This window comes from Janthinobacterium aquaticum (assembly GCF_009208565.1).
Taxonomy (GTDB): Bacteria; Pseudomonadota; Gammaproteobacteria; order Burkholderiales; family Burkholderiaceae_D; genus Janthinobacterium.
The window spans coordinates 1-25,792 of the sequence record NZ_WFLK01000011.1 but is presented as its reverse complement, the minus strand read 5'-3'; the positions used below and the strand labels follow the sequence as shown (position 1 = coordinate 25,792).

At 61.4% G+C, this 25,792-nt stretch carries 25 protein-coding genes; 10 read left to right on the top strand and 15 right to left on the bottom strand.

Annotated features, from left to right (window positions below; all coding sequences use genetic code 11):
* Positions 1-138: 138 nt before the first annotated feature.
* Complete coding sequence (locus GCM43_RS17100; protein ID WP_226929531.1) at positions 139-1,164, top strand: site-specific integrase; 1,026 nt, start codon at positions 139-141, stop codon at positions 1,162-1,164.
* Positions 1,165-1,255: 91 nt separating this feature from the next.
* On the opposite strand, the gene GCM43_RS17095 is transcribed toward GCM43_RS17100, so the two are convergent.
* Both GCM43_RS17095 and GCM43_RS17090 read right to left on the bottom strand, forming a co-directional pair.
* Entirely contained in the window at positions 1,256-2,359 is a 1,104-nt protein-coding gene (locus tag GCM43_RS17095; RefSeq protein WP_226929530.1) for a hypothetical protein, read from the bottom strand.
* A gap of 84 nt (positions 2,360-2,443) precedes the next feature.
* Entirely contained in the window at positions 2,444-3,355 is a 912-nt protein-coding gene (locus tag GCM43_RS17090; protein ID WP_152246452.1) for a LysR family transcriptional regulator ArgP, read from the bottom strand.
* On the opposite strand from GCM43_RS17090, the gene GCM43_RS25860 reads away from it, so the two are divergent.
* The 4 genes from GCM43_RS25860 (at position 3,341) to GCM43_RS26190 (ending at position 5,420) form a co-directional block, all read left to right on the top strand.
* Complete coding sequence (locus GCM43_RS25860) at positions 3,341-3,538, top strand: hypothetical protein (RefSeq protein ID WP_193315654.1); 198 nt, start codon at positions 3,341-3,343, stop codon at positions 3,536-3,538. The genes GCM43_RS17090 and GCM43_RS25860 overlap by 15 nt on opposite strands.
* 7 nt (positions 3,539-3,545) lie before the next feature.
* Complete coding sequence (locus GCM43_RS17080; RefSeq protein ID WP_152246450.1) at positions 3,546-3,977, top strand: ACT domain-containing protein; 432 nt, start codon at positions 3,546-3,548, stop codon at positions 3,975-3,977.
* A 62-nt stretch (positions 3,978-4,039) separates the two neighbouring features.
* Positions 4,040-4,804: an alpha/beta fold hydrolase gene (locus GCM43_RS17075; RefSeq protein ID WP_152246448.1), complete on the top strand. Its 765-nt coding sequence runs from the start codon at positions 4,040-4,042 to the stop codon at positions 4,802-4,804.
* 91 nt (positions 4,805-4,895) lie between these two features.
* Complete coding sequence (locus GCM43_RS26190; RefSeq protein WP_226929529.1) at positions 4,896-5,420, top strand: hypothetical protein; 525 nt, start codon at positions 4,896-4,898, stop codon at positions 5,418-5,420.
* Between the two features lie 76 nt (positions 5,421-5,496).
* On the opposite strand, the gene GCM43_RS17065 is transcribed toward GCM43_RS26190, so the two are convergent.
* Both GCM43_RS17065 and GCM43_RS17060 read right to left on the bottom strand, forming a co-directional pair.
* Entirely contained in the window at positions 5,497-6,030 is a 534-nt protein-coding gene (locus GCM43_RS17065; protein WP_152246446.1) for a hypothetical protein, read from the bottom strand.
* Positions 6,031-6,122: 92 nt separating this feature from the next.
* Complete coding sequence (locus GCM43_RS17060) at positions 6,123-7,001, bottom strand: LysR family transcriptional regulator (RefSeq protein WP_152246443.1); 879 nt, start codon at positions 6,999-7,001, stop codon at positions 6,123-6,125.
* A 98-nt stretch (positions 7,002-7,099) separates the two neighbouring features.
* On the opposite strand from GCM43_RS17060, the gene GCM43_RS17055 reads away from it, so the two are divergent.
* Both GCM43_RS17055 and GCM43_RS17050 read left to right on the top strand, forming a co-directional pair.
* Positions 7,100-7,648: a GNAT family N-acetyltransferase gene (locus GCM43_RS17055; protein ID WP_152246441.1), complete on the top strand. Its 549-nt coding sequence runs from the start codon at positions 7,100-7,102 to the stop codon at positions 7,646-7,648.
* 47 nt (positions 7,649-7,695) lie between these two features.
* Positions 7,696-9,192 carry an MFS transporter gene (locus GCM43_RS17050; RefSeq protein ID WP_152246439.1) on the top strand — a complete coding sequence of 499 codons (1,497 nt, stop codon included), beginning with the start codon at positions 7,696-7,698 and terminating at the stop codon, positions 9,190-9,192.
* A gap of 32 nt (positions 9,193-9,224) precedes the next feature.
* Here GCM43_RS17050 and GCM43_RS17045 read toward each other — a convergent pair whose 3' ends face one another.
* Both GCM43_RS17045 and GCM43_RS17040 read right to left on the bottom strand, forming a co-directional pair.
* Positions 9,225-10,658 carry an alpha/beta hydrolase gene (locus GCM43_RS17045; protein ID WP_152246437.1) on the bottom strand — a complete coding sequence of 478 codons (1,434 nt, stop codon included), beginning with the start codon at positions 10,656-10,658 and terminating at the stop codon, positions 9,225-9,227.
* Between the two features lie 77 nt (positions 10,659-10,735).
* Positions 10,736-13,003, bottom strand: coding sequence for a heavy metal translocating P-type ATPase (locus GCM43_RS17040; protein WP_152246435.1), 2,268 nt, complete (start codon positions 13,001-13,003; stop codon positions 10,736-10,738).
* An 89-nt stretch (positions 13,004-13,092) separates the two neighbouring features.
* Between GCM43_RS17040 and cadR the strand changes: the two genes are divergently transcribed.
* The gene (cadR, locus tag GCM43_RS17035) at positions 13,093-13,524 is read left to right on the top strand and encodes a Cd(II)/Pb(II)-responsive transcriptional regulator (protein ID WP_152246433.1); all 432 of its coding nucleotides are present in this window, start codon (positions 13,093-13,095) and stop codon (positions 13,522-13,524) included.
* A 15-nt stretch (positions 13,525-13,539) separates the two neighbouring features.
* On the opposite strand, the gene GCM43_RS17030 is transcribed toward cadR, so the two are convergent.
* The 6 genes from GCM43_RS17030 to GCM43_RS17005 all read right to left on the bottom strand — a co-directional run bounded on the left by GCM43_RS17030 (position 13,540) and on the right by GCM43_RS17005 (position 18,197).
* Positions 13,540-13,917: a hypothetical protein gene (locus GCM43_RS17030; RefSeq protein WP_152246431.1), complete on the bottom strand. Its 378-nt coding sequence runs from the start codon at positions 13,915-13,917 to the stop codon at positions 13,540-13,542.
* Between the two features lie 100 nt (positions 13,918-14,017).
* Positions 14,018-14,569, bottom strand: a complete 552-nt coding sequence (locus tag GCM43_RS17025; RefSeq protein ID WP_152246429.1) for a DUF4142 domain-containing protein — start codon at positions 14,567-14,569, stop codon at positions 14,018-14,020.
* A gap of 71 nt (positions 14,570-14,640) precedes the next feature.
* The gene (locus GCM43_RS17020; protein WP_152246427.1) at positions 14,641-15,336 is read right to left on the bottom strand and encodes an SMI1/KNR4 family protein; all 696 of its coding nucleotides are present in this window, start codon (positions 15,334-15,336) and stop codon (positions 14,641-14,643) included.
* Positions 15,337-15,390: 54 nt separating this feature from the next.
* Complete coding sequence (locus GCM43_RS17015; RefSeq protein ID WP_152246425.1) at positions 15,391-16,524, bottom strand: catalase family protein; 1,134 nt, start codon at positions 16,522-16,524, stop codon at positions 15,391-15,393.
* Positions 16,525-16,689: 165 nt separating this feature from the next.
* Complete coding sequence (locus tag GCM43_RS17010; RefSeq protein WP_152246423.1) at positions 16,690-17,118, bottom strand: DUF2061 domain-containing protein; 429 nt, start codon at positions 17,116-17,118, stop codon at positions 16,690-16,692.
* A 182-nt stretch (positions 17,119-17,300) separates the two neighbouring features.
* Positions 17,301-18,197 carry a LysR family transcriptional regulator gene (locus GCM43_RS17005; RefSeq protein ID WP_152246421.1) on the bottom strand — a complete coding sequence of 299 codons (897 nt, stop codon included), beginning with the start codon at positions 18,195-18,197 and terminating at the stop codon, positions 17,301-17,303.
* Positions 18,198-18,295: 98 nt separating this feature from the next.
* On the opposite strand from GCM43_RS17005, the gene metE reads away from it, so the two are divergent.
* Positions 18,296-20,581, top strand: coding sequence for a 5-methyltetrahydropteroyltriglutamate--homocysteine S-methyltransferase (gene metE, locus GCM43_RS17000; RefSeq protein WP_152246419.1), 2,286 nt, complete (start codon positions 18,296-18,298; stop codon positions 20,579-20,581).
* A 341-nt stretch (positions 20,582-20,922) separates the two neighbouring features.
* Here the strand turns inward: metE and gstA are convergent, their stop codons facing one another.
* Together gstA and aceE are read right to left on the bottom strand one after the other, a co-directional pair.
* The gene (gene gstA / locus GCM43_RS16995) at positions 20,923-21,549 is read right to left on the bottom strand and encodes a glutathione transferase GstA (protein WP_152246417.1); all 627 of its coding nucleotides are present in this window, start codon (positions 21,547-21,549) and stop codon (positions 20,923-20,925) included.
* An 18-nt stretch (positions 21,550-21,567) separates the two neighbouring features.
* Positions 21,568-24,234 (bottom strand): pyruvate dehydrogenase (acetyl-transferring), homodimeric type, encoded by a 2,667-nt coding sequence (gene aceE, locus GCM43_RS16990; RefSeq protein ID WP_152246415.1) that lies wholly within the window; start codon positions 24,232-24,234, stop codon positions 21,568-21,570.
* Positions 24,235-24,368: 134 nt separating this feature from the next.
* Between aceE and GCM43_RS16985 the strand changes: the two genes are divergently transcribed.
* Positions 24,369-24,833, top strand: a complete 465-nt coding sequence (locus GCM43_RS16985; protein ID WP_152246413.1) for a MarR family winged helix-turn-helix transcriptional regulator — start codon at positions 24,369-24,371, stop codon at positions 24,831-24,833.
* Here GCM43_RS16985 and GCM43_RS25855 read toward each other — a convergent pair.
* Positions 24,830-25,792 (bottom strand): transketolase-like TK C-terminal-containing protein (locus GCM43_RS25855; protein ID WP_193315653.1); only part of this gene is annotated, 963 nt, incomplete at its 5' end. The two genes, GCM43_RS16985 and GCM43_RS25855, sit on opposite strands and share 4 nt — an antisense overlap.

Sequence of the window (25,792 nt, the reverse complement as noted above, 5' to 3'; positions counted from 1 at the left end):
CGGCATAATATTACGATATAGATTTGAAATAAATTTAAAAATATAGAACGCGATAAGTTCAATTATCGCGTGTTAAGGAGCGATTTTGCATGCTATGCTGGCGTTTTGCCGTTACGAAACCCTGTTTTTGCCGATTCCATGCCTGATCTTGTCTTTTCAAAACGTGGCAAAGCTGCCAAAACCATGGCTGGCACGGTCGCCATCCCGTTACAGGGCGAGGGCGCGCTGGTCGACGCTGAGCTCGCTGCCCGCCACCAGGCCTTCCTGGCTGCCGCCACGTCTGACAACACGCGCCGCGCCTACCGTTCGGCCATCCGCCACTTCCAAGCCTGGGGCGGCGCGCTGCCGGCGGACGAGTCCACGGTGATCCGCTACCTGCTGGCCCATGCGGACAGCCTCAATATCCGCACCCTGGCGCTGCGCCTGACCGCCCTGTCGCAGTGGCATGTGTACCAGGGCTTTGGCGACCCGGCCGGCACGCCGACGGTGCGCAAGACGCTGGCCGGCATGGCCCGCCTGCACGGGCAGCCGAAGAAAAAGGCGCGCGCGCTGCCGCTGGAGGATCTGGAGGTGATCGTGGCGCAGCTGGCGGCCGTGGGCACGCTCAAGTCGCTGCGCGACAGCGCCTTGCTGCAATTGGGGTTTTTCGGCGGTTTCCGCCGCAGCGAACTGGCGTCGCTGACGCTGGCCGATATCAGCTGGCAGCGAGAGGGGCTGGTGATTACCCTGCCACGCTCGAAAACCGATCAGTCGGGCGAGGGTATCGTGAAAGCCATACCGCTGGGGCAGGGCGTGTGTTGCCCTGCAACGGCGTTACGCGCCTGGCTGGACGCGGCGGCCATTACGGCCGGGCCGCTGCTGCGCACCGTCAATCAGTGGGGCCAGGTGGGACAGAATGCGTTGCACGCCAGCAGTATCAATACCATCCTGGAAAGCTGCGCCAGGCTGGCCAGCCTCGACTATGTACCCGAGCTGTCCAGCCATAGCCTGCGGCGCGGCATGGCCACCAGTGCCCACCGCGCCGGCGCCGATTTCCAGGCCATCAAGCGCCAGGGCGGCTGGCGCCATGACGGCACCGTGCATGGCTATATAGAGGAGGCGGGGCGCTTCGAGGAAAATGCGGCTGGCAGCTTGCTGCGTGCGCGCAAGCCGGGTGCCGGGTAAGTCAGGGACGCCCTGACGCTGAAGTCGGACCAGCCCGGCATTGCTCCGAGTGCTGGTTCACCGACCGGCTATGCGCGGCTGAAGTTCGACGTTATCGGTCGGCCCGACATACAGCGCCGGTGCACTGCATGGTATTGTAGTCAAGCACCCTGGAATGACCCAGTTTCCCTGTTGGAACTGGCACGCCCTTCGGCACAATAAAAGTCGCCGAGTGTGCACCGTACAGGCCGGCTGGCAGCGCAAATTCTTTCAATACAACGTAACCGTTATACATTTCGTGCGTTGCACGTACGTTTGCGCCAGCGACTGGCGGTGTGTCGGCAGACGCCGCCTTCATCATGGCCGCGTCCCAGGCACGGACATCGGCCGCTGTCGCCACCCGCAGGATGCCTTTGCGTACCGCATCCGCCAGTGCGGCAGGTCCGGCCAGGCCTGCCTTTTGATCGCGAAACGACTCCGGTGTCACATCGGCCGATGTGAGCAGTGCAGTTTGATCAGCAAAAGGCTCGCCGATCACGACTTTACCCTTTCTCGACAAATAGACCTTGTCGACAGCCCGCCCGAACACGCGCCGGGCCAGTGGATTGAGTCCCTCCAATTGATCGGCGTTTATATAAAAATAACCGCATGGCCCCCGGTTGTCGTAGGTGCTGTTGATGATTGGCGTACCCTTGGGCAGGCCAGCCACCGCTTGCCGGTGGTAGCCGCTCACGAGAACGCCGATAATGTCGGTCCCGCGGGTCCACCCGATATTCCATACGGTGGGCTCGTATGCCCCCAACATCAGGATGACAGGTTTGTTGCTTGAATTGACCACCGCATCGATGCGTGTGGCTTCGTGCCCGGACTGATCGATCTGGAAATCGGTAGGACGACCGCCGTATTCGCCCGCAGCGAGAACCGTAAAGTCGGCTGGCAGTGGCGCCGTGAACGCGCATGTCGCCGATGCCATGTCGCTGCTTGAAAACTCGAACTGTTTGAGGTTTTGGGCTGTTGCCCCTGCGACGGCAGTCGCCAGCGCGATCGCCATCCCGAACCGTGCCCGTGTGACCATAGCTCGCTTCAACACAAAAAACTCCTCATCTTGCATCTCCAAATAGACCATGTTCGGTTTTTCGATTGATCCCACGGTCAGGTCTTGGCCGAACCGGATCGTCTGGCACAGTATAGTAGGTTGCTCGGCGGAAAAATTCACGAAAGGTCACAAAGGGCCGATCTTGCCCCATAGCAGACACGGCTCACTGGTAGAAGGGCAGCGTGCCGACAGTGATGCAGTGTGCTATGCCAGCAAACGCTGTGCAGCGTCTACAATGGCCATATTCAGCGTCCGGGTAACAGGCGTTTGTATATTCCATTGGTGCCAATAAAGCGGCACACTCAGCGATTCTCGCGGCGCAAGCTCTACGAGGGAGCCAGACTCCAGTTCATGGCGAACCTGGATCGCGGGCACCATGCCGTAACCGAAGCCAGCCTTGATGAACGACACAAAACCCTCTGCGCTCGGGAAAAAGTTCTTCGGCACGTCGGGAGGCAATCGGGCCTGTTCTAGATAGCGTTCATGCAGTCGGTCGCTGCGGTTGTAGGCCAGGGCTGGCGCGACTGCAGTTGCGGATGCGGTCACGCCGTCAGGGAACCAACGCCTCACAAATTCCGGCGTCGCCACGCAAAGATAAGACATGACTCCCAATGCTTGCACTGTCGTTCCTGCGACCGCATCGCCGGAACTGGTAACGCAACCGATCACCTGGCCTTCACGCAGATACCGCAGCGTCTCATCCTGATCGTCAATTCGTATATCAACCAAGCACGCGGGCGCAGCGAGCAGCGGCACCAGTGCTTGCAGCAGCCACGTCGCGGCGCTGTCCGCATTGACGGCAATCGCCACCCGCAGCAGCGAGCTGTGCGCTTTCGATTCTATCTCCATGCTGGACTCCAACAGTTTCACCTTCCGGAAATGCGCAATCAGCCCCTGGCCTCGTACGGTCGCCTGCGGCGGCTGACTGCGTATCACCAGCAACTCGCCAGCCCATTCTTCCAGCGCACGCAACCGGTGCGAGACCGCCGGCTGGCTGATGGACAAGGCCGCCGCGGCGCGCTCGAAGTTGCCTTCCTCGACGATAGCCGTCAGTGCAGCAAGGCCACGATAGTCCCACATGATTAGTCTCGCGAATAAGATATGAATAGCATTCATTATACTAATCTATGCCCAGGCACTAAGCTTCGGCTTTCTGCCATCAGCGGCACAAAAATGTTCAATAGCGCTTTTCTTAAAGGCATGGCAATGGGCGGTGGTTTGATCGTCGCCATCGGTGCACAAAACGCTTTTCTGCTGGCCGCTGGTCGCCTCCCTTTTCATTTATTAATTACCTTTTAGAGGCTTTATGCAAACAGTGATTCATCAAATCAAACTGGAACAGGCTCACGGCGAATATGCTGTTTGCCGTCTGGCACCGAACGAAGTGATTCCCACCTGGGCCGATGGTCCCGGTTTCGTGACCATCAGCCGCTCGGCGCACGAACTGTCGATTGTCTGCTTGGCTGAACGGGTACCGGAGAATACGCAGAAAGAATGTGGCTGGACTTGCCTGCGGTTCGTCGGCCCATTCGCCTTTGGCGCCACCGGCATAGTGCTTTCGGTGGTGCGGCCGTTGTCAGAGGGGGGATTGGGCGTATTCGTCGTATCGACTTTCGACGGCGACCATCTGCTGCTCAAAGAAGGCGACATGCCAAAAGCAGTTTCTTTGTTAAAGCAAGCGGGCCATGAACTCATGCCGATCAATGGTGATTCCCTCGCTTCACAGCAAGGGCTTTAATATAGCCTGGCCCGGAACCGAGCCCTCACCACAATCAATCTTCAGCAAACTAAGATTTCGCTATGCCCTCAAAACTGTATTTTCTCCCTGGCGCCATTGGACGAATGGATTATTGGGTTCCCGCTGCCGAACTCGTTCAATATCCTGCAGAAAAAATTCACTTCGGTTGGCCCGGATTCGGTCCCACTGCGCCTGAGCAAGATGTAAAAGGTATCGATGACCTGGTCAGAAAGGTCGTTTCTAAATTGGATGCGCAGTCGGCGCTCGTCGCGCAATCGATGGGTGGCATCATTGCGATCCGGGTGGCGTTGGCCCGGCCGGACCTTGTGACTCACCTGATCCTTACAGCAACGTCGGGGGGCATGGATATCAAGCAATTAGGTGCGCAAGACTGGCGACCGTTCGTGCGAAGCGACCATCCAGGGCTGCCGCACTGGTTTATCGATTATCACGAAGATCTGTCAGAGCGCCTTCCTGATATCAAAATCCCAGTATTGCTTCTCTGGGGTGACCGCGATCCTGTCAGTCCGGTGGCGGTTGGTGAAAAGCTAGCTGCGCTCCTTCCACAAGCCGCGCTGCACATTCTTGCCGATGCAGATCACGATCTGGGCTTCACACACGCTACAAAGGTTGCGGCACTCATCGACCATCACCTTCAATCACCTTCAAACGCCGTCAAGGCGGTAAGGTCGGAATCGCGACAGGCCGCTTCCGTCCCAAAGCAGCCAGTCAAAAAGGCAGGAAGGCGCTTGTCACGTGTGGCATCACTTGCTAAAGACTCAATCATGAATGAGATACGCCACAGCGAAACAAAGCAGAGAAAGTAAAAACAACGGGCTGCTTCCCATCCTCTTTCTTTGATTAAGACTGCTTCTGGCTGATTATAATACCAATAACACCAATTATCTGGAGAAACAAATGTCCGTCGATAGCAACTTTGTCAGTGTCTTTTCAGTCAATCAACAGCCCAGAAAATTATCGACTCAGCCTGTGAACAATAGCAGTAACAAAACGTTCGCCGAGGTATTCGCATCTGTCAAAAATTCAACTCCAGCATCATCTGATTCGGCAATAAAGCAAGATGGAAATCCTGCTTCTACTAGCAGCGATTATCGCAATCATCTGATCAATAGTGCAAAATCAGATGCAATGGAGGCAGAGAAATTACTTGCGTACAACATTGCCCCCAATAGTGGTGCGTTCCCCCTCATCGATATTTCAAATTGGCCCACTGTCCGTTACTCGGTATCCGGAGAGCTACAAACTCCGGAATCCGAAGCATACTTCTCAGATATTGCCAAGATGGCGTCGACAGCACGTACCGAATTAGTTCAGGCTGAACGCTCCAAAGGTACGCCTACAGCGGATATTTTGGAAAAAGTTCTTGCATTAAATGCTGCATTACCTCCGCGATACAAAGCCATGGCTAACATATCGTACTAACATCGTTCTACTAGATTTCAAATCGACCGGCGGCTCCTGGCCGATTGCAAACGCTCGCCATCAATTCGACCAAGCGTCAGCGCGCGCTGCTGCTACCTGCAAGCACCTCATCCAGTGCTACCAGGCCGCTATCGCCCTTATCCGATGCAGGAACACCGCCGATTTTGCGCAGACGTTTCGGATCGATAAAAATCTTGCCATCCTTTTCTGTTATAGGCGACCAGGATACATCGCCATTTTCTTCGCTCACGACTATCTGTTTTGCCGTCACCGGAAAACTCGGCCCCCACTCACCAAAGCGTGACCAGAATAGCCGCGTTTTCCCCGGATCGGCTCCGCGATAGACCCGGTCAACCGTAACCTCCATTGTCTGGCAGCCGCCCATGTTCGATAAACAGACTGTTTGCGTACCGTCGGCACGGCTCGTATCCGGAGCAGGGCAGGCCGGCGGGCAATTTTCGGTGCCTAGTGGTTGCAAAATGACTTTTTGGACGTGGCCAGCAAGCAGCACATCCTGAGCTGACGCGACAGAGCTGGTGATAAACAGGGCGATGGCAATCAGTCTCAGGCTTTTCATATTTTCCTTTATCGCAACAAGTTGTCGATCCATTATCTTACTGCGTTTTGTGCAAGCTGGGGCCAATAGCAGCCACTGCCTGAAGCATTGCCACAGGCTGGTGTACGCATGCGTAATAACTGCAATCAGCGTGGACCGTCCTGCAGCAGCTCAGTCAGGCGCGCCGTCAGCCACTGGCAGGTGTCGCTGAGTTTTTTGCCGTGCAGGGCCAGGCGCCGCACCGGCAGGCGCGGCAGCGCCAGGGCAGGGCACGGCACTTCCTGCAGATAGCCGCGGTTGTTCTCGTAGCGGGCGATATTGAGCGGCAAAATGGCCCAGCCCAGGCCGTCGGCCACCATCTCGGCGATGCTGTAAAAGCTGTCGGAAATCCATACGGCGGGACTGAAGGCCAGGGCGCGGTTCAGGGCCGAATCCATGATCAGCTGGCGATGGCGCGTCAGCTCGTTGCGCGTGACGTCGCCGCCGTGCGCCATGGCATGGCCCCTGGCCACGAATACGCCTTGCGCCACGCTGCCGATATGCTGCTGTTCGAGGATCGACGACACCGGGCCGCGGTCGAAATGAAACGCCAGGTCGGCCTGCTGCTGCTCGATATACTGCGCCACCTCCTTGTCGGTGGCGTTGAGCACCACCAGTTCCAGCGCCGGATAGCGCACGGCCAGCTCCTTGCACAGCGTGCGCACCACCAGATACGGCAGCGCTTCATCGAGCGCCAGCGTCAGTCGTGCTTCGGGCGCGGCGCCCAGCAGTTGCGCGCGCAGCTGCAGCCGTTCGGCCTGGCGCAGCAGCTCGCATGCTTCCAGGTGCATGACCTGGCCAGCCTCCGTCAGCACCGCATTGCGCCGCGAGCGGTCGAATAGCAGCACGCCCAGCTCGGCTTCGAGCAAGCCGACGGCCGTGCTGATCACCGACTGCGCCCGTCCCAGCCGGCGCGCCGCACCCGAAAACGAGCCGGCCGCCACGGCCGCTTCAAAGTAGCGCAGTTGTTCCAGCGTCCATTGCATACGGCTCTCCCATCTGATTTACAGATGGATTTTAACTTGAATACCCTTTTCAGCCGACATAAACTCGCTGATTCATATTGAGGAGTGAGTAGAACACCATGACGACCCCTGCCACTGCCAGCTTCAGCTGGTGCCACGACGCCAGCCTGGAAGACGCGCTGTGCGCGCTGTACCTCGATCATGTCAGCGCCGATTATATTTCCCATTCCGAGCTGCAGGGCGAGCGCGCCGATGCGCCGGGCAAGTGGCGCGCCGACCTGCCGCAGGTGATCCGCGGCGAGATCCGCGCGGCGCTGTCGCACGACTGGGCACATGGCGACTCGAGTCTGCTGGCCGTTGCCCGCCACGGCGAACTGCTGGTGGGCATGGCGCTGGTGTCGATCGACACGCGCCAGCGCGCCGCCAGGTCGTTTGCCGCGCTGGACGACCTGGTGCTGCTACCGGCGGTGCGCGGCAGCGGCACCGGCAGCGCGCTGGTGGAGTGGGTCGCCAGCGAGCTGCGCAGCCACGGCATTGCGCGCCTGTTTCTCGAGTGCGGCGTACACAACCTGGCCGCACAGCAGTTTTTCAAGGGGCGCGGTTTCGAACAGGTGTCGGTGGTCATGCTGCGCGAACTTGATGGTGCCGGTGGGGCCGACTATGCCTGAAACCGTGTCCCCGACCCGCCCGCCCCAACGACAATATAGAAAATTTTATGCACGCCTTTAAAAAATGGCTGACGCTGGCCATTATCTCCAGCGCCCTGTTCCTGATCGTGGTTGACATGACCGTGCTGTATACCGCCTTGCCCGCGCTGACGCGCGAACTGCATGCCTCGGCATCGCAGAAACTGTGGATGATCAATATCTATTCGCTGGTCGTGTGCGGCCTGTTGCCTGGTCTGGGTACGCTTGGCGACCGGCTCGGCCACAAACCGGTGTTTCTTGGCGGCTTGGCCGTATTCGGCGCCGCGTCGCTGGGCGCTGCGTTTGCACCCACGCCGGCAGCGCTGATCGGCGCGCGCATCGTGCTGGCGGTGGGCGCCGCCATGATGATGCCGGCCACACTGTCGCTGATCCGTTTGACCTTTGCCGACCAGCGCGAGCGCTCGTTTGCCATCGGCGTATGGGCCGCGATCGCCTCGGGCGGCGCCGCCTTCGGCCCCATCCTCGGCGGCTTCTTGCTGGAGCATTACTGGTGGGGTTCGGTCTTCCTGATCAATGTGCCGATCGTGCTGCTGACACTGCTGGCGGCCGCCTTGCTGCTGCCGCGCCGCGCCGGCCAGAACAGCCAGCCGTGGGACCTGGCCGGGTCGCTGCATATCATGCTGGCCCTGCTGGGCGGCGTGTATGCGATCAAGGAACTGGGCAAGGCGGCGCCATCGTACGCTGTCGCCGCCGCCGCGCTGGCCACGGGCGCCGTTTTTGCCGTGCTGTTTGTACGACGCCAGCGCAAGCGGCCAGCGCCGCTGATCGACTTCACGCTGTTTCGCGCCTTGCCGTTCTCCAGCGCCGTGGCCGCCGCCATGGTGGCCTCGGCCGCGCTGATCGGCATGGAACTGGCGCTGAGCCAGCATCTGCAGCTGGTGCGCGCCATGTCGCCGCTGGACGCCGGCCTGATGCTGCTGCCGCTGCCGCTCGCTTCCGTGTTTGCCGGACCGCTGACCGGCCTGATCTTGCCGCACGCCGACAAGGCCATGGTGCTGTGGGCTTCGTTGCTGGTCTCTGGCCTGGGCATGGCCGCCTATCTGTTATGGCATGATGCGGCTTTACCGGCGCAGATCGCCAGCCTGGCCGTACTGGGCCTGGGGCTGGGCGCCGTGATGACGACGGCCTCGAGCGCCGTGATGCTGAACGTGGCGCCGCAGCAGGCCGGCATGGCGGCCTCGATCGAGGAGGTGGCGTATGAACTGGGCGCGGTGCTGGGCGTGACCATCCTCGGCACCATTATGTCAGCCGTTTATGGCGCCAGCCTGCTGCTGCCCGCTGCTGCGGGTGCGTTGCCGGACGCGTATGACACGCTGGACGCGGCGCTGCTGGCGGCGGGCCAGTTGTCGGGCAAACTGGGTATTGAAGTGGCGCAACTGGCGCGCGCCGCTTTTGATCGTGCCTTTGTGGCAGTGCTGGCAACTGCTGCATCCATGCTGCTGCTCACTGCACTGGCGCTGCGCCAGCTGCAGCGGGCCGGGCGCGCGCTGCTGGCGGCCAAGTAGTGGCGGGCGAGAGCTGGCCGGACGCGATGCGCTTAAAGGACGCAATCCTGCGCAGGCTGGCCGGCAATAAAACGCAGGCTGGCCTGTTCGAAGCAGGCTGGCGCCGTCCACAGGATAAAGTGCGGCGCCTGCTGCACGCTGACCAAGGCAGGCCGGTTCGACGATGTCGCTTGCAGTGACTGCACCTGGGCCAGCGCGCCGGCATGCGGTGTTTTCGGATCGTGCGTGCCTTGCAGCACCAGCATCGGCGGCACGTTGGCCGGCAGCTGGCCGAAATACGCGTCGCGTGGATACGTGGGCAAGCCGCCGCCGGCCAGCATGCGCGGCAGCGGGCTGGTAAACAATAACGCCGATTCCTCCTGGTCCAGCTCGGCAGTAGTCCATGCCGGGCGCAGCGTGGGCTGCAGATTGTTTTCCGAATTGCTGATCATGCTGACCAGCGGGATCGACAGCGGCGACTGCGCGCTGCTGCCCAGCGAGGCGGCTGCCGCCACCAGGCTGGCACGCACGGCAGCCAGTTCGGTGTCGCCGCCATGCTCGAGATCGCGCAGCAGCGCAATCAGCCTGGCGCGCGCCGACGGCACGTCCAGCATGCTGCCCAGGAAGTTTTTAAGATTCTTGCCGGGAATTTTGGCCAGCAAGGCCGGGTCGGCCTGGACCTTGGCCAGCACCCGGCGCAGCAGCGCCTGCGCCGGTTCACCGGCTACAGCCTGGCAGGCGGCGTCAGCGTCGCAATCGGCCAGGACCTGCAGGCCAACCTGGTTGACCACCTGCGAGCGCTGGCTCAGGTCCCAGCGGGGATCGGTCTGCGGCGGCACCAGCGAGTCGAGCAGCACGCCCTTGACGGCCAGCGGCCCCAGCTGCAGGCTGCGTAGCACCAGTTGCGTGCCGTAAGACACGCCATACAGATAGACCGGCTGCGCCGAGACGCCAGCTTCGCCTTTGACCAGCGTGCGCAGGTCGCGCGCCGCATTGGTGATGGAAAACTGACTGGCCAGTTGCGGATGTTTGTTCAGGCTGGCAAAGCAGCTGGCCCATTCCGCACCGGCCAAAGCCCGGCCGCCAGGGCTGTCTGCGGCTTCCTCTGCCGGGCAGACGCGCGCCGAATTGCCGGTGCCGCGGTGGTCTGGCAGCAGGAACTGAAAGCCGGGAAAGCTGCGGCGCAGGGTTGGCATCAGCGCGTAAAACGAGGCGCCGGATTCGCCCGGGCCTCCGGCGACCAGCCAGAGCGTGCCTTTGGGCGCGCTGCCAGCGGGCACATCGGCTGCAATCTTGCGCACGAATAAGGCCAAGGTGTCACTGCCGGCGTTCTGCTCATAACTGGCGGGGACCATGCTGGTTGCACACAGGCTGCCTGGCAATACGCCATCGGTACAGGGCGACCATGCCAGCGGCGCGGCCTGCAAGGTAAGCGGCAAGGTGAAGGCGAAGGCGGCAAACAGTGAAACGCGCAACGGAGTGATCATGACGTCATGGTTATCAAGGAAGTAACGCAAAGTAACGTTCTTCCAGGAAACTGTCAACGCCGATCATGCAATCCGGCCTACTGGTTCGCACCGGCCCGACTGCCAGCGTTGCCACGCAGCAGCCGCAGGCCATTGGCCACCACCAGCAGGCTCGCGCCCACATCGGCAAACACCGCCATCCACAAGGTCGCCAGGCCACCCAGCGCCAGCGCAAAGAAGACCAGCTTGATGCCGATGGCAAAGCTAATATTTTGCAACAGGATGCTGCGGGTGCGCCGGCTGAGCCTGATAAATTCAGGCAGCTTGCCCAATTCATCGTCCATCAGCGCCACGTCAGCCGTTTCAATCGCCGTATCGCTGCCGGCTGCGCCCATGGCAAAGCCGATATCGGCCTGCGCCAGCGCCGGCGCGTCGTTGACGCCGTCGCCCAGCATGGCCACCACGCCAAACTGCTGCTGCAGCGCCTTGATCTCGGCCAGCTTGTCTTCTGGCAGCAGCTCGGCTTTGACCAGGCTGACGCCCACTTGCTGGCCGATGCGCTCGGCCGTCAGGCGGTTGTCGCCGGTCAGCATCACGCTGGCCACGCCCAATTGCTGCAAACTGGCAATGGCTGCCGCCGCCGACGGGCGCAACACATCGGCCACGGCAATCACGCCCAGTGCTGCCTGGCTGGTCGCCAGCACCATCGCGCTCTGACCCTGCTGCTCCAGGCGCGTCAGTGCCGCCTGCAGCTCGGGCGTGAGCAGTTGCAACTGCTGCATCAATCGGGCATTGCCCAGCCAATGCATCTGGCCGTCCAATTCGCCTTGCACACCCAGGCCGTGCAGCGCGGAAAACTGGCGCACCGGCAGGTGTTGCGCGGCCGGTGGCCCGGCGCGCACGATGGCTGCGGCCAGCGGATGGGCCGAGTTGGCATCGAGACTGGCTGCGCGCAGCAGCACGATCTGCTCGCTGGCGGCCAGCGCCACCACGTCCGTCACGGTAGGCTGACCCATGGTCAGCGTGCCGGTCTTGTCGAGTGCAATGGCACGCAGGCGGTGGCCAGTTTCGAGAAATTGCCCGCCTTTGATCAGAATGCCGCGCCGCGCCGCCGCCGTCAGGCCGCTGACCACGGTGACCGGCGTGGAAATGACCAGCGCGCAAGGGCAGGCGATCACCAGCATCACCAGCGCCTTGTAGACCCAGTCCAGCAGCGGCGCGCCGGTCAGCAGCGGCGGTAATACGGCGACCAGCAGCGCGCACAGCACCACCACCGGTGTGTAATAGCGGGCAAACTGGTCGACAAAGCGCTGCGTCGGCGCCTGCTGGCCCTGGGTTTCTTCGATGACCCTGACGATACGCGCCAGCGTGCTGTTGCCGCTGTTGCTGGTGACCAGCACATCGAGCACGCCGTGCTGGTTGATGGTGCCGGCATACACGATATCGCCAGTGCGCTTTTCCACCGGCATGCTTTCGCCGGTGATCGGCGCCTGGTCGACCGCCGAGGCGCCGCTCTCTACCGTGCCATCGAGCGCGATGCGCTCACCCGGCTTGACGCGCACCAGCGCGCCGAGGGTCACTTCGGCCACCGGCAACTGGTTCCAGCCGCCATGGCCATCGCTGACGCTGGCCACGTCGGGCGCCAGCTGCATCAGGCTCTGTACGGCATTGCGCGCGCGGTTGAGCGACATGCCTTCGATCAGCTCGGCAATGGCAAACAGGAAAATCACCATCGCCGCTTCCGGCCACTGGCCGATGGCGACCGCGCCCAGTACAGCCAGCGTCATGAGGAAGTTGATATTGAGCGTGAAACTTTTGAGCGCGATCCAGCCTTTTTTCAAGGTAGGCCAGCCACCAGTCGCAATCGACAGCAGGGCCAGCGCAATCACCGGCGCGCTATGGTCGCCCTGGCCCGACCAGGCCAGCGCTTCGGCGCCCGCTGCCGCCAGACCGGACACCACCAGCGCGGCTTTTTGCAAGCCCGATAGTTTTCCCTCCTGCATATCGCGTACCGGCGCCACGCCGGCAGCCAGTGGCTCGGCCTGCATGCCGATACCGTGCAGCGCCGTTTCCACAGCGGCAAGCGAGGGCAGCGTATGATGCACATCGAGCACCCGGCTCATCAGATTGAAATCGAGCCCCACGACGCCAGCCATATTCGAGAGCTTGTTGCGGATCAGCCGCTCTTCGACCGGACAATCCATATTGGCAATGCGGTAGCGCGCCGTCTGTGCGCCATCGACAGGCGCAATCGGCAGGGGCGTGGCAGATGTTTCCAGCGGCGCCGCGTGCTGGTGGCCGCAGCATCCGCCGTGCGCATGGGGCTTGGCCGGTTCGTGTTCGTGGTGGTGTCCATCATGTGGCATCGCATCGTCCTTGTGGGATTCGTGTATGCTTGCATTAAAAACCCTGTAGCCGCTACAGGGTCAAGCACAATTTGCCGGAGGATCAAACAATGCGTATCGGGGAACTGGCCAAACGCACGGATTGCGATGTGGAAACCGTGCGTTACTATGAAAAAGCCGGGCTGCTGCAGGAACCGGGGCGTAACAGCGCCGGCTATCGCGAGTACCGCGACGAGCACCAGGAGCGCCTGCAGTTTATCCGCCACTGCCGCTCGCTGCAGATCGGCCTTTCCGATATACGCGCCTTGCTGGAGTTTAAGAATAACCCGGTCGATGGTTGCCAGAGCGTCAACCAGTTGCTCGACCACCATATCGAGCGCATTGCCGAACAGATGGCAACGCTGCAAACCTTGCAGCAGCAACTGGTGGCCTTGCGCCACCAGTGCGACCAGCCCAAGCCGTCACAGGACTGTGCCATTTTGCAAAATCTGTCTGAGGCGGCCAGCGGCCATGATTGCGCCTGCCACACCGAACTGCATTAAAGGTTCAGATACCGCTTACGCGCATTGCGCCAGCGTCCAGCCTTCATAGCCCATATCGGTAGGGTAAATGGCGCGATTGTTGCACCAGCGCGCATGGTCGAGTATGCCGTCCTCATGCACGTCGAGCACCCATTCGGTGCTTTCAAGCAGGGTGCCATCCTTGTGATAGACGCGGAAAAAACTGTTGGTGCTCAGTGCGCGCACGATATTTGCCGGTACACCCGTGCCATACACAGGAATATAAGTATTGATCACGCAGGCGCCATTGTCGCTCCACTGCTGCGTATAGAGCTTGGCGTGGCGCGCGGCGTTCACCTTGATAATCAGCCATCCGGCAAGCAGCGCAGTCAATAGCACCATGCCGGCCACCACGCTTATTTTTTTCAATAACATGACAGCGTCAGGAAGTCTTCAGTAAGCCTGAAAAAGACCAGCATTGTAAGACAGCCGCGTGCCTGGTGGCGTACGCCAGCGGCACGCAGCCGTGTTGCCTTTATTTCGGCAGCGAGTCATGCAGGCTGTTGGCCATGTCCAGATGGTGCTGCAGCGCTGGCAGCGTCTTGGCAGCAAAGGCCTTGATGTCCGGATCGGTGGCCTTCTGGCTGGCCTCGGTAAACAGCTTGACTGCGTCCTTGTGCGCTGCCACGCCGATTTTCGCCGCATACTGCGCATCGAACTGCTTGCCTTCGAGCTTGCTCAGCTTGTCGATTTGCGCTTTATGCGGTGCGCTGGGCTGGTCGGACACGTCAACTTGCTTGCTGCTGGCCAGCTGTTTGAGCTCTTCGGCCACCTTGGTATGGTCGGTTACCATCGAATCGGCAAACTTCTTCACCTCCGGATTGCTGCTTTTCGACTGCGCCACTTTGCTGGCGGCAATTTCGGTGCTGCCCGAGTCGGCTGCCTTGATCAGGAAAGTCTTGTCATACGCTGCTGGCGCAGCGGCCATGCTGGTGATGGCAACACTGCTGAGCAGGGCAACGGCAGCACCGATAGCGATGCTTTTCATCGACGGCAGGCGGCTACGGGTAGTGGGAATGGCGTGCATGGCAGTTCCTTTCATTTGTTGAATAATTTTTAGTCAAGCTGAATGAAATGTTAAGCCATCCGTGCCAAGGGCTATATAGGACGCTCGCGAATCGCTGGGTAGGATTGGTCCTGTACGCCAGCGCACAATTGCTGTTGCCGGCGTTTGAACAGGGACACTATTTCCGGGTCGCTGCGCCAGCGCGGCAGGCCGATATCGAGCCACTGCGCTGTTGCTTCCAGATGCCACGGCTGGCGCACCGAATGCGCCAGATCATCCAGCACGCTTGCGCGGTCGATATACAGCTGGTTCAGATAGGTATCCAGGGAGGGCGCCAGCTGGTGCAGTCCCTGCGCGCGCCGTCCTGTCCAGGCTGGCAGTTCGCGCACCCAGGCCAGCACCCGTCCGTCACCTTCGGCACTCAGGTCGAGATACAGCATGGAGTCGCCGCCATCGCGTGCCAGTGGCAGCATCAGCGCTGGAAATTCAAGATCCTGGCGCGCCAGGCGCAGCTCACCGAGCAGCGTTTCATCACCCGGCGTCGCGGTGTCCGGGTCGCCAGCGGCAAACCAGCTGGCAAAACTCAGCTGCTCGCTACCGCCGCCGGGCAGCGCTACGTTGCAGCTATACTCGATCACGGCGCCATTGGCAGCTTGCAGGAAGTCCAGCAAGGCGGCCGGCAGGGCAGCACCCAGCTCTGCCTCGATGGCGGCAATATCGGCCGGCGCAGGGGCCGGCAGGGCCGGTTCAAACGCCAGATGGCGATAGCTGTGGTAATAGCTGGTCATGCAAGTATTCCCTGACGGAAAAACGCCAGCTTACCAAGCTTTGCCGCCTGAGCCTCACACGCCGGCCATCGGCAGATGGTCGAGATCGCGCGGCTCGCGCAAGACCTTGCCCGTGCGCTCGAAGCGAAAGCGCGCCGACATCGCATAGGCAGCCTTGCGCACGCGCATGATCGAGCCCAGCGGACGATGCTCGAGCACGCCATGCCAGGGGTTGAAGGCCATGCCGTCATCGATGGCGCGCGACAGCGCCTCGCTCCAGCCTGCCTGCGGCAGCGCTGTAATACGCGCGACCGGCAGATACGGGCTGTCTTCCTGCGGCCATTCCATGGCGGCGTTTTCCAGCGGCATGCTGTTGATATCGCGGCACAGCTGTACGCGCAGCTCCCAGGTGGCGCCGTGGCTGGCAAAAAAGTCGATGACTGCCTCGCGCAGGCCATTAGGCTTGTCGGTCAGGTCGACTGGCGCATCGGTCAGCGCTGTCAGCTCGTTCGATACCGGCACCAGCGCCACCTTGGCCATGTAGCGCCCATACAGTATCGGCGCCTGGCTATAGAAGGTTTCACCTAGAATATGCGTTTCGGGATGGCCGCCCAGGCTTTTCAGGGTATCGCTTTCGCCGCCCACCGCTTCGAGCGCTTTTTCCGCTCCCTGCAGCACGCTCGACAACGCCTGCTTCAGGCGCGGCACTTTGTCGGTGGTGCCGGCCAGCAGTTTCAGGCTGCCGAGAAATTTCTTTGCGGTCGGCGCCAGGAAAGCGGGTCCGTTGACCATGACAAAGTCCTGCGTGGTGGCTGCCTCATCAGGCAGGAAATCGGGCTCCAGGCTGGCCAATTGCGTGCCCGGCACACCGACTACCTTGACCGCCATGCCGCGTGGCACGGACACCTTGTCGTCGAGGATATCGCCAGGGATGGTGGACAAGCGCATGACCACCGGATAAGTGGCCGGCCGGGCAAACAGTCCCTGCGCCAGTTCAGCTGGTAGCCCATCGAGCACCTGCAACTGGCCGCGCAGCAAGCCGTGGCTTTTGGCGTGCACACTGCGCATGGCGTGGCCGTTGTCCTGATAAGTGGTGCTGGAAATGCTGTGCAGCGTCTGCATCAGCTCGGCACGGGTTTCCAGTTCGCCTTCCTCTTCATATTCAAAACGTGGGTCGTAGGGCAGGGGAGGACGCGGAATGGCGGACATGGCTTTTCCTTATCAATGGAGAAAACACCATGATGATCGCTCGCGACAAGACTCACCGTATGCTGGCGTACAGTGCGCGCAATTGGTCTGCGCCTTGCAGGACTGCGCCATCCGCCGATCCCGGCTGGCAATTGTAGCGGGCGGGCTCAGAGCGGTGGATGGCGTTTAAAGAGGGGCCAACTTGCCCAGGCTGGCGCCGTGGCCCTGGAATTTGCCGCGCAGGCGCTCCCACAGACCGTCATGCAAGGGCAGTACGATCACGTTGCAGATCGGCTCGAGCACGGCCAGCAGGCCGCCAAAGGCCATCGACCCGGTGGCGCCGTAGATGACGGCAAACGCCACGCCCATATGCATGCCGGTCTGGCTCAGCTTTTCCCCGGCCACAGCTGCCAGGCCCAGACGGCTAGCGGCATGGCGACGGCGTATGGCGTGCCAGGCTTTTTCATGCAGCGGCAGCAGCGCCACGTTAATGACCGGCTCGATAATGGCGGCCAGCCCACCCAATGCCAGCGACCCTGTCAGCAAATAAGCGAGACCAAACGCAATCGACATATGCGTAATGACCTGGCTGAATGTTTTTATCGCAGTAAACAAGATGCGCTCCTTTTCTGATCAAACTGATCCTTGATTCAGATAGTAACGATTCTCATTTTCGATTGGAAGTAAAATATACTAAAGGATTAAATAGTTTAAAACTATTGATTGTGGAAATTTGGTAGCTTATTGGACGGGGCGGGGCAGGGAAGTGCCAGTCGCCATCTTCCCTGCCACCCACCTCAGGCAGTATAGCGATCAGCCTGACGCGCCATGTCCACAAACGACTCCAGGTAGTCGATGCCGAGATCGGTCTCGCGCCGGCCCAGATAAATATGTTTCTGGATGCCGTCGCTACCGAGCCGCAGCGTGCGCAGTTGCAGATGGGGGGCGTAGTCGGTGACCAGCCACTTGGGCAGCGCCGTGACGCCGCGTCCGCTGGCCACCATTTGCAGCATGATATCGGTTGTCTCGATGGTCTTGTGCTGGCGTGGCATGGCGCGCGCAGGCAGCAGAAACTGGTTATAGATATCGAGCCGCTCGAGCGGTACCGGGTAGGTAATCAGCGTTTCGCCGGTCAGTTGCTCAGGCGCTATCACTTCAAGCTGCGCCAGCTTGTGTTCCGCATGCACCACCAGCACTTGTTCGTAGGCAAATACCGGCTCGAAATGCAGCGCCTGGCTCGGCAGCGGGTCAGGCGTGACCAGCATATCGATCTCGTAATTGATCAACGCGCCGATACCGCCAAACTGGAATTTTTGCTTCACATCGACATCCACATCGCTCCAGCGCGCCAGGTAGGGCGACACCACGCGCAGCAGCCACTGGTAGCACGGGTGGCACTCCATGCCGATGCGCAGCACGCCGCGTTGTCCGTCGCGATACTGTTCCAGCACGTTTTCCGCGTTTTCCAGTTGCGGCAGCACGCGGTTGGCCACCGACAGCAGGAATTGCCCGGCTTGCGTCAGTCGCAATTGCCGGCCCTCGCGCAGCCAGACCGGCGTGCCCATTTGTTGTTCGAGTTTCTTGACCGTATGACTGAGCGCGGGCTGGGTCAGAAACAGCGCTTCAGCGGCGGCCGTCAGGGAACCGAGGCGGTCGACTTCGCGCAAAACGGACAAATGTATACGTTCAAGCATGTTCTTATAAATATAAATAATGGATGCATCAGATTTTACCATTATTTTTTATGGATTGAACTGACTATCATGGCAACTTCATCAACAAGGAGCAGGCCATGGCAATCACACATAATCTGGGATATCCGCGCATCGGCGCCAAACGCGAACTGAAATTTGCTCTGGAAGAGTACTGGAAAGGCCAGAGTTCGCTGGCCCAACTGGAAGGCCAGGGCGCCGAACTGCGCCAGTGCAACTGGCAGGATCAAAGCGCGCTCGACCTGGTGCCGGTGGGCGACTTTTCTTTCTACGACCAGGTGCTGGATCTGAGCTTTACGCTGGGCAACTTGCCCGAGCGCGTGCGCGACCTGGCCGGCGAAGCGCTGGACAACTATTTCCGCGTGGCCCGCGGCCGTTCGGCCAGCGACAGCGATTGCAGCTGCGTGCATGCCGGCGAAATGACCAAATGGTTTGACACCAATTATCACTATATCGTTCCCGAATTTTCCGCCGAAACCCAGTTCAAGCTCGACAGCACGCGCCTGCTGGCCCAGTTGGCCCAGGCCCGTCAGCTGGGCGTCAAAGCCAAACCGGTGCTGATCGGCCCGGTTACTTATCTGTGGCTGGGCAAGGCCAAGGACGATTCCGATAAGCTGTCCCTGTTAAGCCGCCTGCTGCCGGTCTATGTGCAGCTGCTGCAGCAACTGGCCGGGCAGGGCGTGGAGTGGGTGCAGATCGACGAACCCATCCTGGTAACCGAACTCGACAGCGCCTGGCAGCAAGCCCTGCGCACCGCCTACGAAGCACTGGGCCAGGGCGGCCATGCCAAGCTGCTGCTGGCAACATATTTCGGCCAGTTGCAAGACAACCTGCCGCTGGCCTGCAGCCTGCCAGTGCAGGGCCTGCACTTGGACGCCATCAACGCCCGCGACGAAGCAGGGCAGGTCATCGCCGCGCTGCCAGCGTCGAGCGTGCTGTCGCTGGGGGTAGTCAACGGACGCAATATCTGGAAAGCCGACCTGAACGCCACGCTGGACTGGCTCGAACCCATCCATGCCCAGCTGCAGTCGCGCCTGTGGATCGCGCCATCGTGCTCGTTGCTGCACGTGCCGGTCGACCTGGCCAGCGAGCAAAAGCTGGACCCGGAAATCCTGTCCTGGCTGGCCTTTGCGCGCCAGAAACTCGACGAAGTCCAGCTGCTGGCCAGTGCCCTGAACCATGGCCGCGCCTCGGTCCAGGCCGCGCTTGACGCCAACCAGGCCGCCATCAATGCGCGCCGCCAGTCGCCGCGCGTGCATAACCAGCAGCTCAAGGCGGCCGTCGAAGGTATCGAAGCAAGTCTGGGCCAGCGCACCGGCAACTATGCCGAGCGCGCCATCAAGCAGGCTGCGCTGCTGAACCTGCCGGCGTATCCGACCACCACCATCGGCTCGTTCCCGCAAACGGCGCACATCCGCCAGGCGCGCAGCCAGTTGCGCAGCGGCGCGCTCGACGAAGCGGCCTACAGGCAACTGATGCAGGCGGAAATTGCCCGTTGCGTCACTGAACAGGAAGCCCTGGGCCTCGATGTGCTGGTGCATGGCGAAGCCGAACGCAACGACATGGTCGAGTATTTTGGCGAGCAGCTCGACGGCTACGCCTTCAGCCAGTTCGGCTGGGTCCAGTCATACGGCTCACGCTGCGTCAAGCCGCCCATCCTGTTTGGCGACATCAGCCGGCCACGCGCCATGACAGTCGAATGGAGCACCTATGCGCAATCGCTGACCGCCAAACCGATGAAAGGCATGCTGACCGGCCCGGTCACCATCCTGAACTGGTCGTTTGTACGCGACGACCAGCCGCGCTCGGTGTCATGCTATCAACTGGCCCTGGCGATCCGCGCCGAAGTGCTTGACCTGGAACAAGCCGGCATCCGCATCATCCAGATCGACGAAGCGGCACTGCGCGAAGGCTTGCCGCTGCGCAAAGCCCAATGGGCACAATACCTGCACTGGGCCATCGAATCGTTCCGTATTACCGCCAACGGCGTGGCCGACGAGACCCAGATCCACACCCATATGTGCTATTCGGAGTTCAACGACATCATCGCCGACATCGCCGGCATGGACGCCGACGTGATCACCATCGAAACCTCGCGCTCCGACATGGAGCTGCTGGACGCCTTCGACAGCTTCAACTACCCGAACCAGATCGGCCCCGGCGTCTACGACATCCACTCGCCAAATATCCCGAGCCAGCAACAGATCGTGCAGCTGATGCAAAAAGCCGCAGAGCGCATCCCGCCAGAGCGCCTGTGGGTCAACCCTGACTGCGGCCTGAAAACGCGCGGCTGGCAGGAGGTGATTCCGGCGCTGGCCAATATGGTGGCGGCAGCAAAAACCTTGCGCAGTGCGCAGCAGGCGTAAGCTCGGGCAACAGTCGATGAAAAGCTGGTGGAAACGGGCCAGCCAGGCAAGCGGTAATGCTGGCATGGCTGGCCGTTTGGTTGAAGCGGCAAAATCGCATATGCGAATGGCTTATTGGCAAAAATGAGAATTTTTCCATTTCAGATAAAACTTCGCATAATTTATATTATGTAAAATAGCTAAAACAGTTAAGAATCAAAGGCCGTCTGTTTGTTGTTGGTCGCACTCGTCTCTTCCGCTTTCTTGTCTTTAAAAGGCCCTCCCGAAAAACCGTGAAGTACAAAAAAAGCCCGCTGCGGGAGCGGGCTGAAACTATTTCCTCCGAGTTCGGCGGCCCCCGCTCAGCCTACTTGCCGCCCGCCCTCCATGCGCAATGCCTGATGCACAGCGGGGCGTGCGCCGACGCGATCGATCAGATTCCTCACTTGCGGGAAGGCCGAAAGATCCACCCCGGTGGGCGCCGACCAGCTGAGGATGGTATATAGATAGGCGTCCGCAATGGAGTAGCGCGCACCCAGCAGGTACGGCCCACCGGCCGCCAGTTGCCGTTCCACATAGTCGAGCCGCGCAGCCAGGCGCGAACGGGCTACGTCCTGCGCCTGCGTGCCGTATTCCGGATGAAACAGCCATGGGCTGAACACCTTGTGCAGCTCGGTGGCAATGAAACCCAGCCACGACTGCAACTGCACGCGCGCCAGCGTGCCGGGCGGCGGCGCCAGGCCGCTGTCCGGCGCCAGATCGGCCAGGTATTGCACGATGGCCGTGCCTTCGAGCAAGATGGTGCCGTCGTCGAGTTCCAGCGCGGGCACGTACAGATTCGGATTGATACGCGCATAATCGGCGCCCGTTTCCGTGACGCGGGGGATCTTGCGGATATCGACGCGTTCGAGCGCCAGCGCGATGCCCGCCTCGATGGCCACGATGTGCGGAGACAAGGAACACGTTCCCGTTGCGTAATACAGTTTCATGGTGGGCTCCTTAAAAGTTCAGACGGACGCGGGGTCGAGTTTTTCCACATCGATGCCATATTTGGCAATAGCCTCGCCGACCTTGCTGCGCTGCACCTGCCCTGCATCCGCCAGCGCCGTCAGCGCCGCCAGCACGATGAAATGGCGGTCCACTTCAAAGAAAATACGCAGCGATTCACGCGTGTCGGAGCGGCCAAAGCCATCCGTGCCCAGGGTGATGAGGCGCCGGTCAAGCACGAAGGGGCGGATCTGGTCGCCGACGATTTTCATGTAGTCGGTTGCCACCACCAGTGGCCCTTGCCGGCCATCCAGGCATTGCTCGATGTACGGCACGCGGGGCGCGCTGTCCGGGTGCAGCATGTTCCAGCGCTGCGCGGCCAGGCCGTCACGCCGTAATTCCGTCAGGCTGGTGGCGCTCCACACATCGGCCGCCACGCCGAAATCTTGCTGCAGCAGCACGCTGGCGGCAAGCACTTCGCGCAGAATGGAACCGCTGCCCATCAGCTGCACGCGCGGCGCGGCGCCTTCCGGGCTTGCCTGCAGCAGGTACAGGCCCTTCAGGATGCCCGCTTCGGCCCCCTCTGGCATGGCCGGGTGCGGATAATTTTCGTTGAGCAAGGTGATGTAGTAAAAAATATCTTCCTGCTCGGTAAACATGCGGCGCATGCCGTCGTGGATGATCACGGCCAGCTCATAGGCATAGGTGGGATCGTAGGAGATGCAGTTGGGAATCACGGACGACAGCACGTGGCTGTGGCCATCGTCATGCTGCAAGCCCTCCCCCATCAGCGTTGTGCGTCCCGAAGTGGCACCCAGCAGGAAGCCCCGCGTGCGGGCATCGGCCGCAGCCCACGCCAGGTCGCCTACGCGTTGCAAACCGAACATCGAATAGAAGATGTAGAACGGGATCGTGGCCAGGCCATGATTGCTGTAGGACGTGCCGGCGGCGATCCAGGAGGCAATCGCGCCAGATTCGTTGATTCCCTCCTGCAAGATCTGCCCATCCTTCGCTTCCTTGTAATAGCTGAGCTGGCCCGCATCCTGAGGCGTGTACAGCTGGCCCAGGTAGGAATGGATGCCGATCTGGCGGAACAACCCTTCCATGCCGAAGGTACGCGATTCGTCCGGCACGATGGGCACGATGACCTTGCTCAAGGCGGGATCTTTCAGCAGCGTGCCAAGAATGCGCACGAAGGCCATCGTCGTCGACGAGGCACGCTCACCGCTGTCCTTGAGCTGGGTGGCGAATGCGGACAGCGCCGGTATTGCCAAGGGAGCCACCTTGCCGACGCGGGCCGGAATATAACCGCCCAGCTGGGCCCGGCGCGCAGCGAAGTAGCGCCCTTCCTCGCTGTCCGGCGCCGGCTTCAAATAGGGCATCTCTTCCAGTTGCGCGTCGCTGACGGGCAGCGCGAAGCGGTCGCGGAAGGCGCGCACGGCGTCAGCGCTCATCTTTTTCAGCTGGTGGTTGATATTCTGCCCTTCGCCCGCCTCGCCCATGCCGAAGCCCTTGACGGTCTTTGCCAGGATCACGGTGGGACGGCCCGTCGTGCGCACGGCTTCCGCATAGGCTGCATGGACTTTCTCTGGGTCGTGTCCGCCGCGCGTCAACTGCCAGAGATCGTCATCCGTCATGTGCGCCACCATTGCCAGTAGTTCCGGGTACTTGCCGAAGAAATGCTCGCGCACATACGCGCCGTTATGCGATTTGAAGGTCTGGTAATCGCCGTCCACGCATTCCATCATGCGCTGGCGCAACAAGCCGCTCGTGTCGCTTTGCAGCAAAGCGTCCCAGCCGCTACCCCAGATGACCTTGATGACATGCCAGCCCGCCGCGCGGAAATTGCCTTCCAGCTCCTGGATGACCTTGCTGTTACCGCGCACGGGACCGTCGAGGCGCTGCAGGTTGCAGTTCACCACGAAAATCAGGTTGTCCAGGCGCTCGCGGCCGCCCAGGGAAATGGCGGCCAACGATTCCGGCTGGTCCATCTCGCCATCGCCGAGGAAAGCCCACACCTTGCGGCCCTGATGCGGTTTCAAGTCGCGATACTCGAGGTAGCGCATGAAACGGGCCTGGTAGGCGGCGGTCAGCGGCCCCAGTCCCATCGATACCGTGGGAAATTGCCAGAAATCGGGCATCAGGCGGGGGTGCGGGTAGGAAGACAGACCCTCGCGGCCTGCTTCGCGGCGGTAATTGTCCAGCTGTGCTTCCGAGATGCGCCCTTCCAGGTAGGCGCGGCCATAGATGCCGGGTGCGGAATGGCCCTGGATGTAGACCAGGTCGCCGGCGAACTGCTCGGTTTGGCCGCGGAAGAAATGGCTGAATCCTACGTCGTACAGCACGGCCGCTGACTGGTAGGTGGCGATGTGGCCTCCCACGTTCGAGTGTTTTGCCGCGCGCAGCACCATCACCATGGCGTTCCAGCGGATGTAGGCGTTCAGGCGGCGCTCGATGGCCAGGTCGCCCGGATAGGCGGGCTGGCGCGCCGTGGAGATGCTGTTGGTATAGGCGGTGGTGACGCGGCCGGGCATGCCGCCGTACTGCGCCGCATCGGAATCGACGAGCTGGTCGATCAGGTAATGGGTGCGCCGCCGACCTTCCACGGCGGTGACGGCGTGCATCGCGTCCAGCCATTCTTGTGTTTCCTGCGGATCGATATCGGTTATGGCGAAGGGTGGGGTCATGGCAGTCTCCTGAGGGTGGGCATACATCGTCGTGATCGATTGCAAATACAATAGTTGCATTTGCAATCGTTACATCGGCCATTGTATAGCGCTATAATTGCATTTGCAACTGTGATCGATTTGGAGGAATACCGATGTCTGAAACTGCGCCTGAAACTGGATCGGCATCCGCGCCCGACCTGTGGTTTTCGTTCGTACGCACGCACCGTGTGATGATCCGGGAGATTGAACGTCGCCTGGCGGCGGCCGACCTGCCCGTGTATGCGTGGTATGACGTACTGTGGGGCCTGGAAAGCGGCCAGGACGGTTCGCGCCGCATGCACGAACTGGCCGACGCGCTGGCCATCGAACGCTACAACCTCACGCGCCTGGTGGACAAGCTGGAAACCGACCGCCTGGTGACGCGCACGCGTTCGATGGAAGACGGGCGCGCCGCCTTTGTCTCCATCACGGAAGACGGAAAAATCCTGCGCAGGCAAATGTGGGCCGTCTACCAGTCCACGGTAGCCGACCTGTTCCTCGCACAATTTGACGGCGGCCAGCAGCGCGACTTCAGCGCCGCCCTCGTGCGCGCCGCCGAGGCAGCGCGCGGCGCCTAGAGCAAGGCATAGCGCCGCAGCGCGTCATCGATGAACTGCGCCGGCAGCGCACCGTTGTCGGCCAGGGCTTTCAGCGCGGTGACGGCCAGCCACGGCGCGGTGACTTCCCTCCCGGCATCGGCGCCGACGGCGATGAAACGCCCGCGCACATAGCCGCCGATCTGGCCCGCAATGTGCTGCCCATAACCGGTGACAGCGATGAGGGGCGTGGTGCTGTCGTCGAGGCAACGCCGCACATGGGCCAGTTTCGGGACGGCGCGTGGGTGGCGCAGGTTCTGCTGCTCGGCAGACTGGGCATCGCGCGCCAGGCGCGTATAGCTGGGACAACTCCACACTTGCGCGGCAATATCCCAGTCTTCCTGCAGCAGGCGGGCGGCATCGGCGACGACGGCCAGCATCCGCCCTGCCCCGCACAAGCGCACCCGGTATGGCGCATGGCCCGGCGACGGCAAGCGGTACATGCCCAGGCCGGCCGCGGCTGCATCGTCGGCCGACAGGGGCGCCGCCACCGCCTCTTCATCATGCGTGGCCAGGTAGAAATAACCTGGCTGCTGCTGCACATACAGCGTTTCCAGCGCCACGCGCAGGATGGCACGCACTTCCCCGGCCGTCGCGGGATCGAAGGGCGTGCAATTGTGCTGGGCCGCCAGCCAGGCGGGCAGGCTCGGCTGCACGCCTTTCGGCCAGCGCGAGGCTTGCGTTTCCGCATCATTGCAGACGATGCCGCGCTCGCCGGAGTCGACCAGCACACCGCGCAGGGCCGGGAGCGAGACGGGGTTGCACAGATAGAGTAGCGGTCTTTCCGCCTTCCTGGCGCCTTCGCGGTAGCGCCTAGCCCAGGCGCCCGCCGACGCGCCCACTTCCCACGCGTCGCCGTCCGCTACGGGCGCGGCCGCCGCGCCCGTGCTGCGTGCCACAAAGGCGCCGTCCTGCTTCAGGCGGCCCGCCATGGCGCCCAG

Coding starts and splice junctions, on each gene's coding strand:
- GCM43_RS17065 (WP_152246446.1), bottom strand. CDS start 6,030: ATGGATCGACAACTTGTTGCGATAAAGGAAAATATGAAAAGCCTGAGA.
- GCM43_RS17025 (WP_152246429.1), bottom strand. CDS start 14,569: ATGCACGCCATTCCCACTACCCGTAGCCGCCTGCCGTCGATGAAAAGC.
- GCM43_RS17005 (WP_152246421.1), bottom strand. CDS start 18,197: ATGCTTGAACGTATACATTTGTCCGTTTTGCGCGAAGTCGACCGCCTC.
- GCM43_RS17055 (WP_152246441.1), top strand. CDS start 7,100: ATGACGACCCCTGCCACTGCCAGCTTCAGCTGGTGCCACGACGCCAGC.
- cadR (WP_152246433.1), top strand. CDS start 13,093: ATGCGTATCGGGGAACTGGCCAAACGCACGGATTGCGATGTGGAAACC.
- GCM43_RS17040 (WP_152246435.1), bottom strand. CDS start 13,003: ATGCCACATGATGGACACCACCACGAACACGAACCGGCCAAGCCCCAT.
- GCM43_RS17015 (WP_152246425.1), bottom strand. CDS start 16,524: ATGTCCGCCATTCCGCGTCCTCCCCTGCCCTACGACCCACGTTTTGAA.
- GCM43_RS17075 (WP_152246448.1), top strand. CDS start 4,040: ATGCCCTCAAAACTGTATTTTCTCCCTGGCGCCATTGGACGAATGGAT.
- aceE (WP_152246415.1), bottom strand. CDS start 24,234: ATGACCCCACCCTTCGCCATAACCGATATCGATCCGCAGGAAACACAA.
- GCM43_RS17050 (WP_152246439.1), top strand. CDS start 7,696: ATGCACGCCTTTAAAAAATGGCTGACGCTGGCCATTATCTCCAGCGCC.
- metE (WP_152246419.1), top strand. CDS start 18,296: ATGGCAATCACACATAATCTGGGATATCCGCGCATCGGCGCCAAACGC.
- GCM43_RS17080 (WP_152246450.1), top strand. CDS start 3,546: ATGCAAACAGTGATTCATCAAATCAAACTGGAACAGGCTCACGGCGAA.
- GCM43_RS17020 (WP_152246427.1), bottom strand. CDS start 15,336: ATGACCAGCTATTACCACAGCTATCGCCATCTGGCGTTTGAACCGGCC.
- GCM43_RS26190 (WP_226929529.1), top strand. CDS start 4,896: ATGTCCGTCGATAGCAACTTTGTCAGTGTCTTTTCAGTCAATCAACAG.
- GCM43_RS17045 (WP_152246437.1), bottom strand. CDS start 10,658: ATGATCACTCCGTTGCGCGTTTCACTGTTTGCCGCCTTCGCCTTCACC.
- GCM43_RS17030 (WP_152246431.1), bottom strand. CDS start 13,917: ATGTTATTGAAAAAAATAAGCGTGGTGGCCGGCATGGTGCTATTGACT.
- GCM43_RS25860 (WP_193315654.1), top strand. CDS start 3,341: ATGAATAGCATTCATTATACTAATCTATGCCCAGGCACTAAGCTTCGG.
- GCM43_RS16985 (WP_152246413.1), top strand. CDS start 24,369: ATGTCTGAAACTGCGCCTGAAACTGGATCGGCATCCGCGCCCGACCTG.
- gstA (WP_152246417.1), bottom strand. CDS start 21,549: ATGAAACTGTATTACGCAACGGGAACGTGTTCCTTGTCTCCGCACATC.
- GCM43_RS17060 (WP_152246443.1), bottom strand. CDS start 7,001: ATGCAATGGACGCTGGAACAACTGCGCTACTTTGAAGCGGCCGTGGCG.
- GCM43_RS17090 (WP_152246452.1), bottom strand. CDS start 3,355: ATGAATGCTATTCATATCTTATTCGCGAGACTAATCATGTGGGACTAT.
- GCM43_RS17100 (WP_226929531.1), top strand. CDS start 139: ATGCCTGATCTTGTCTTTTCAAAACGTGGCAAAGCTGCCAAAACCATG.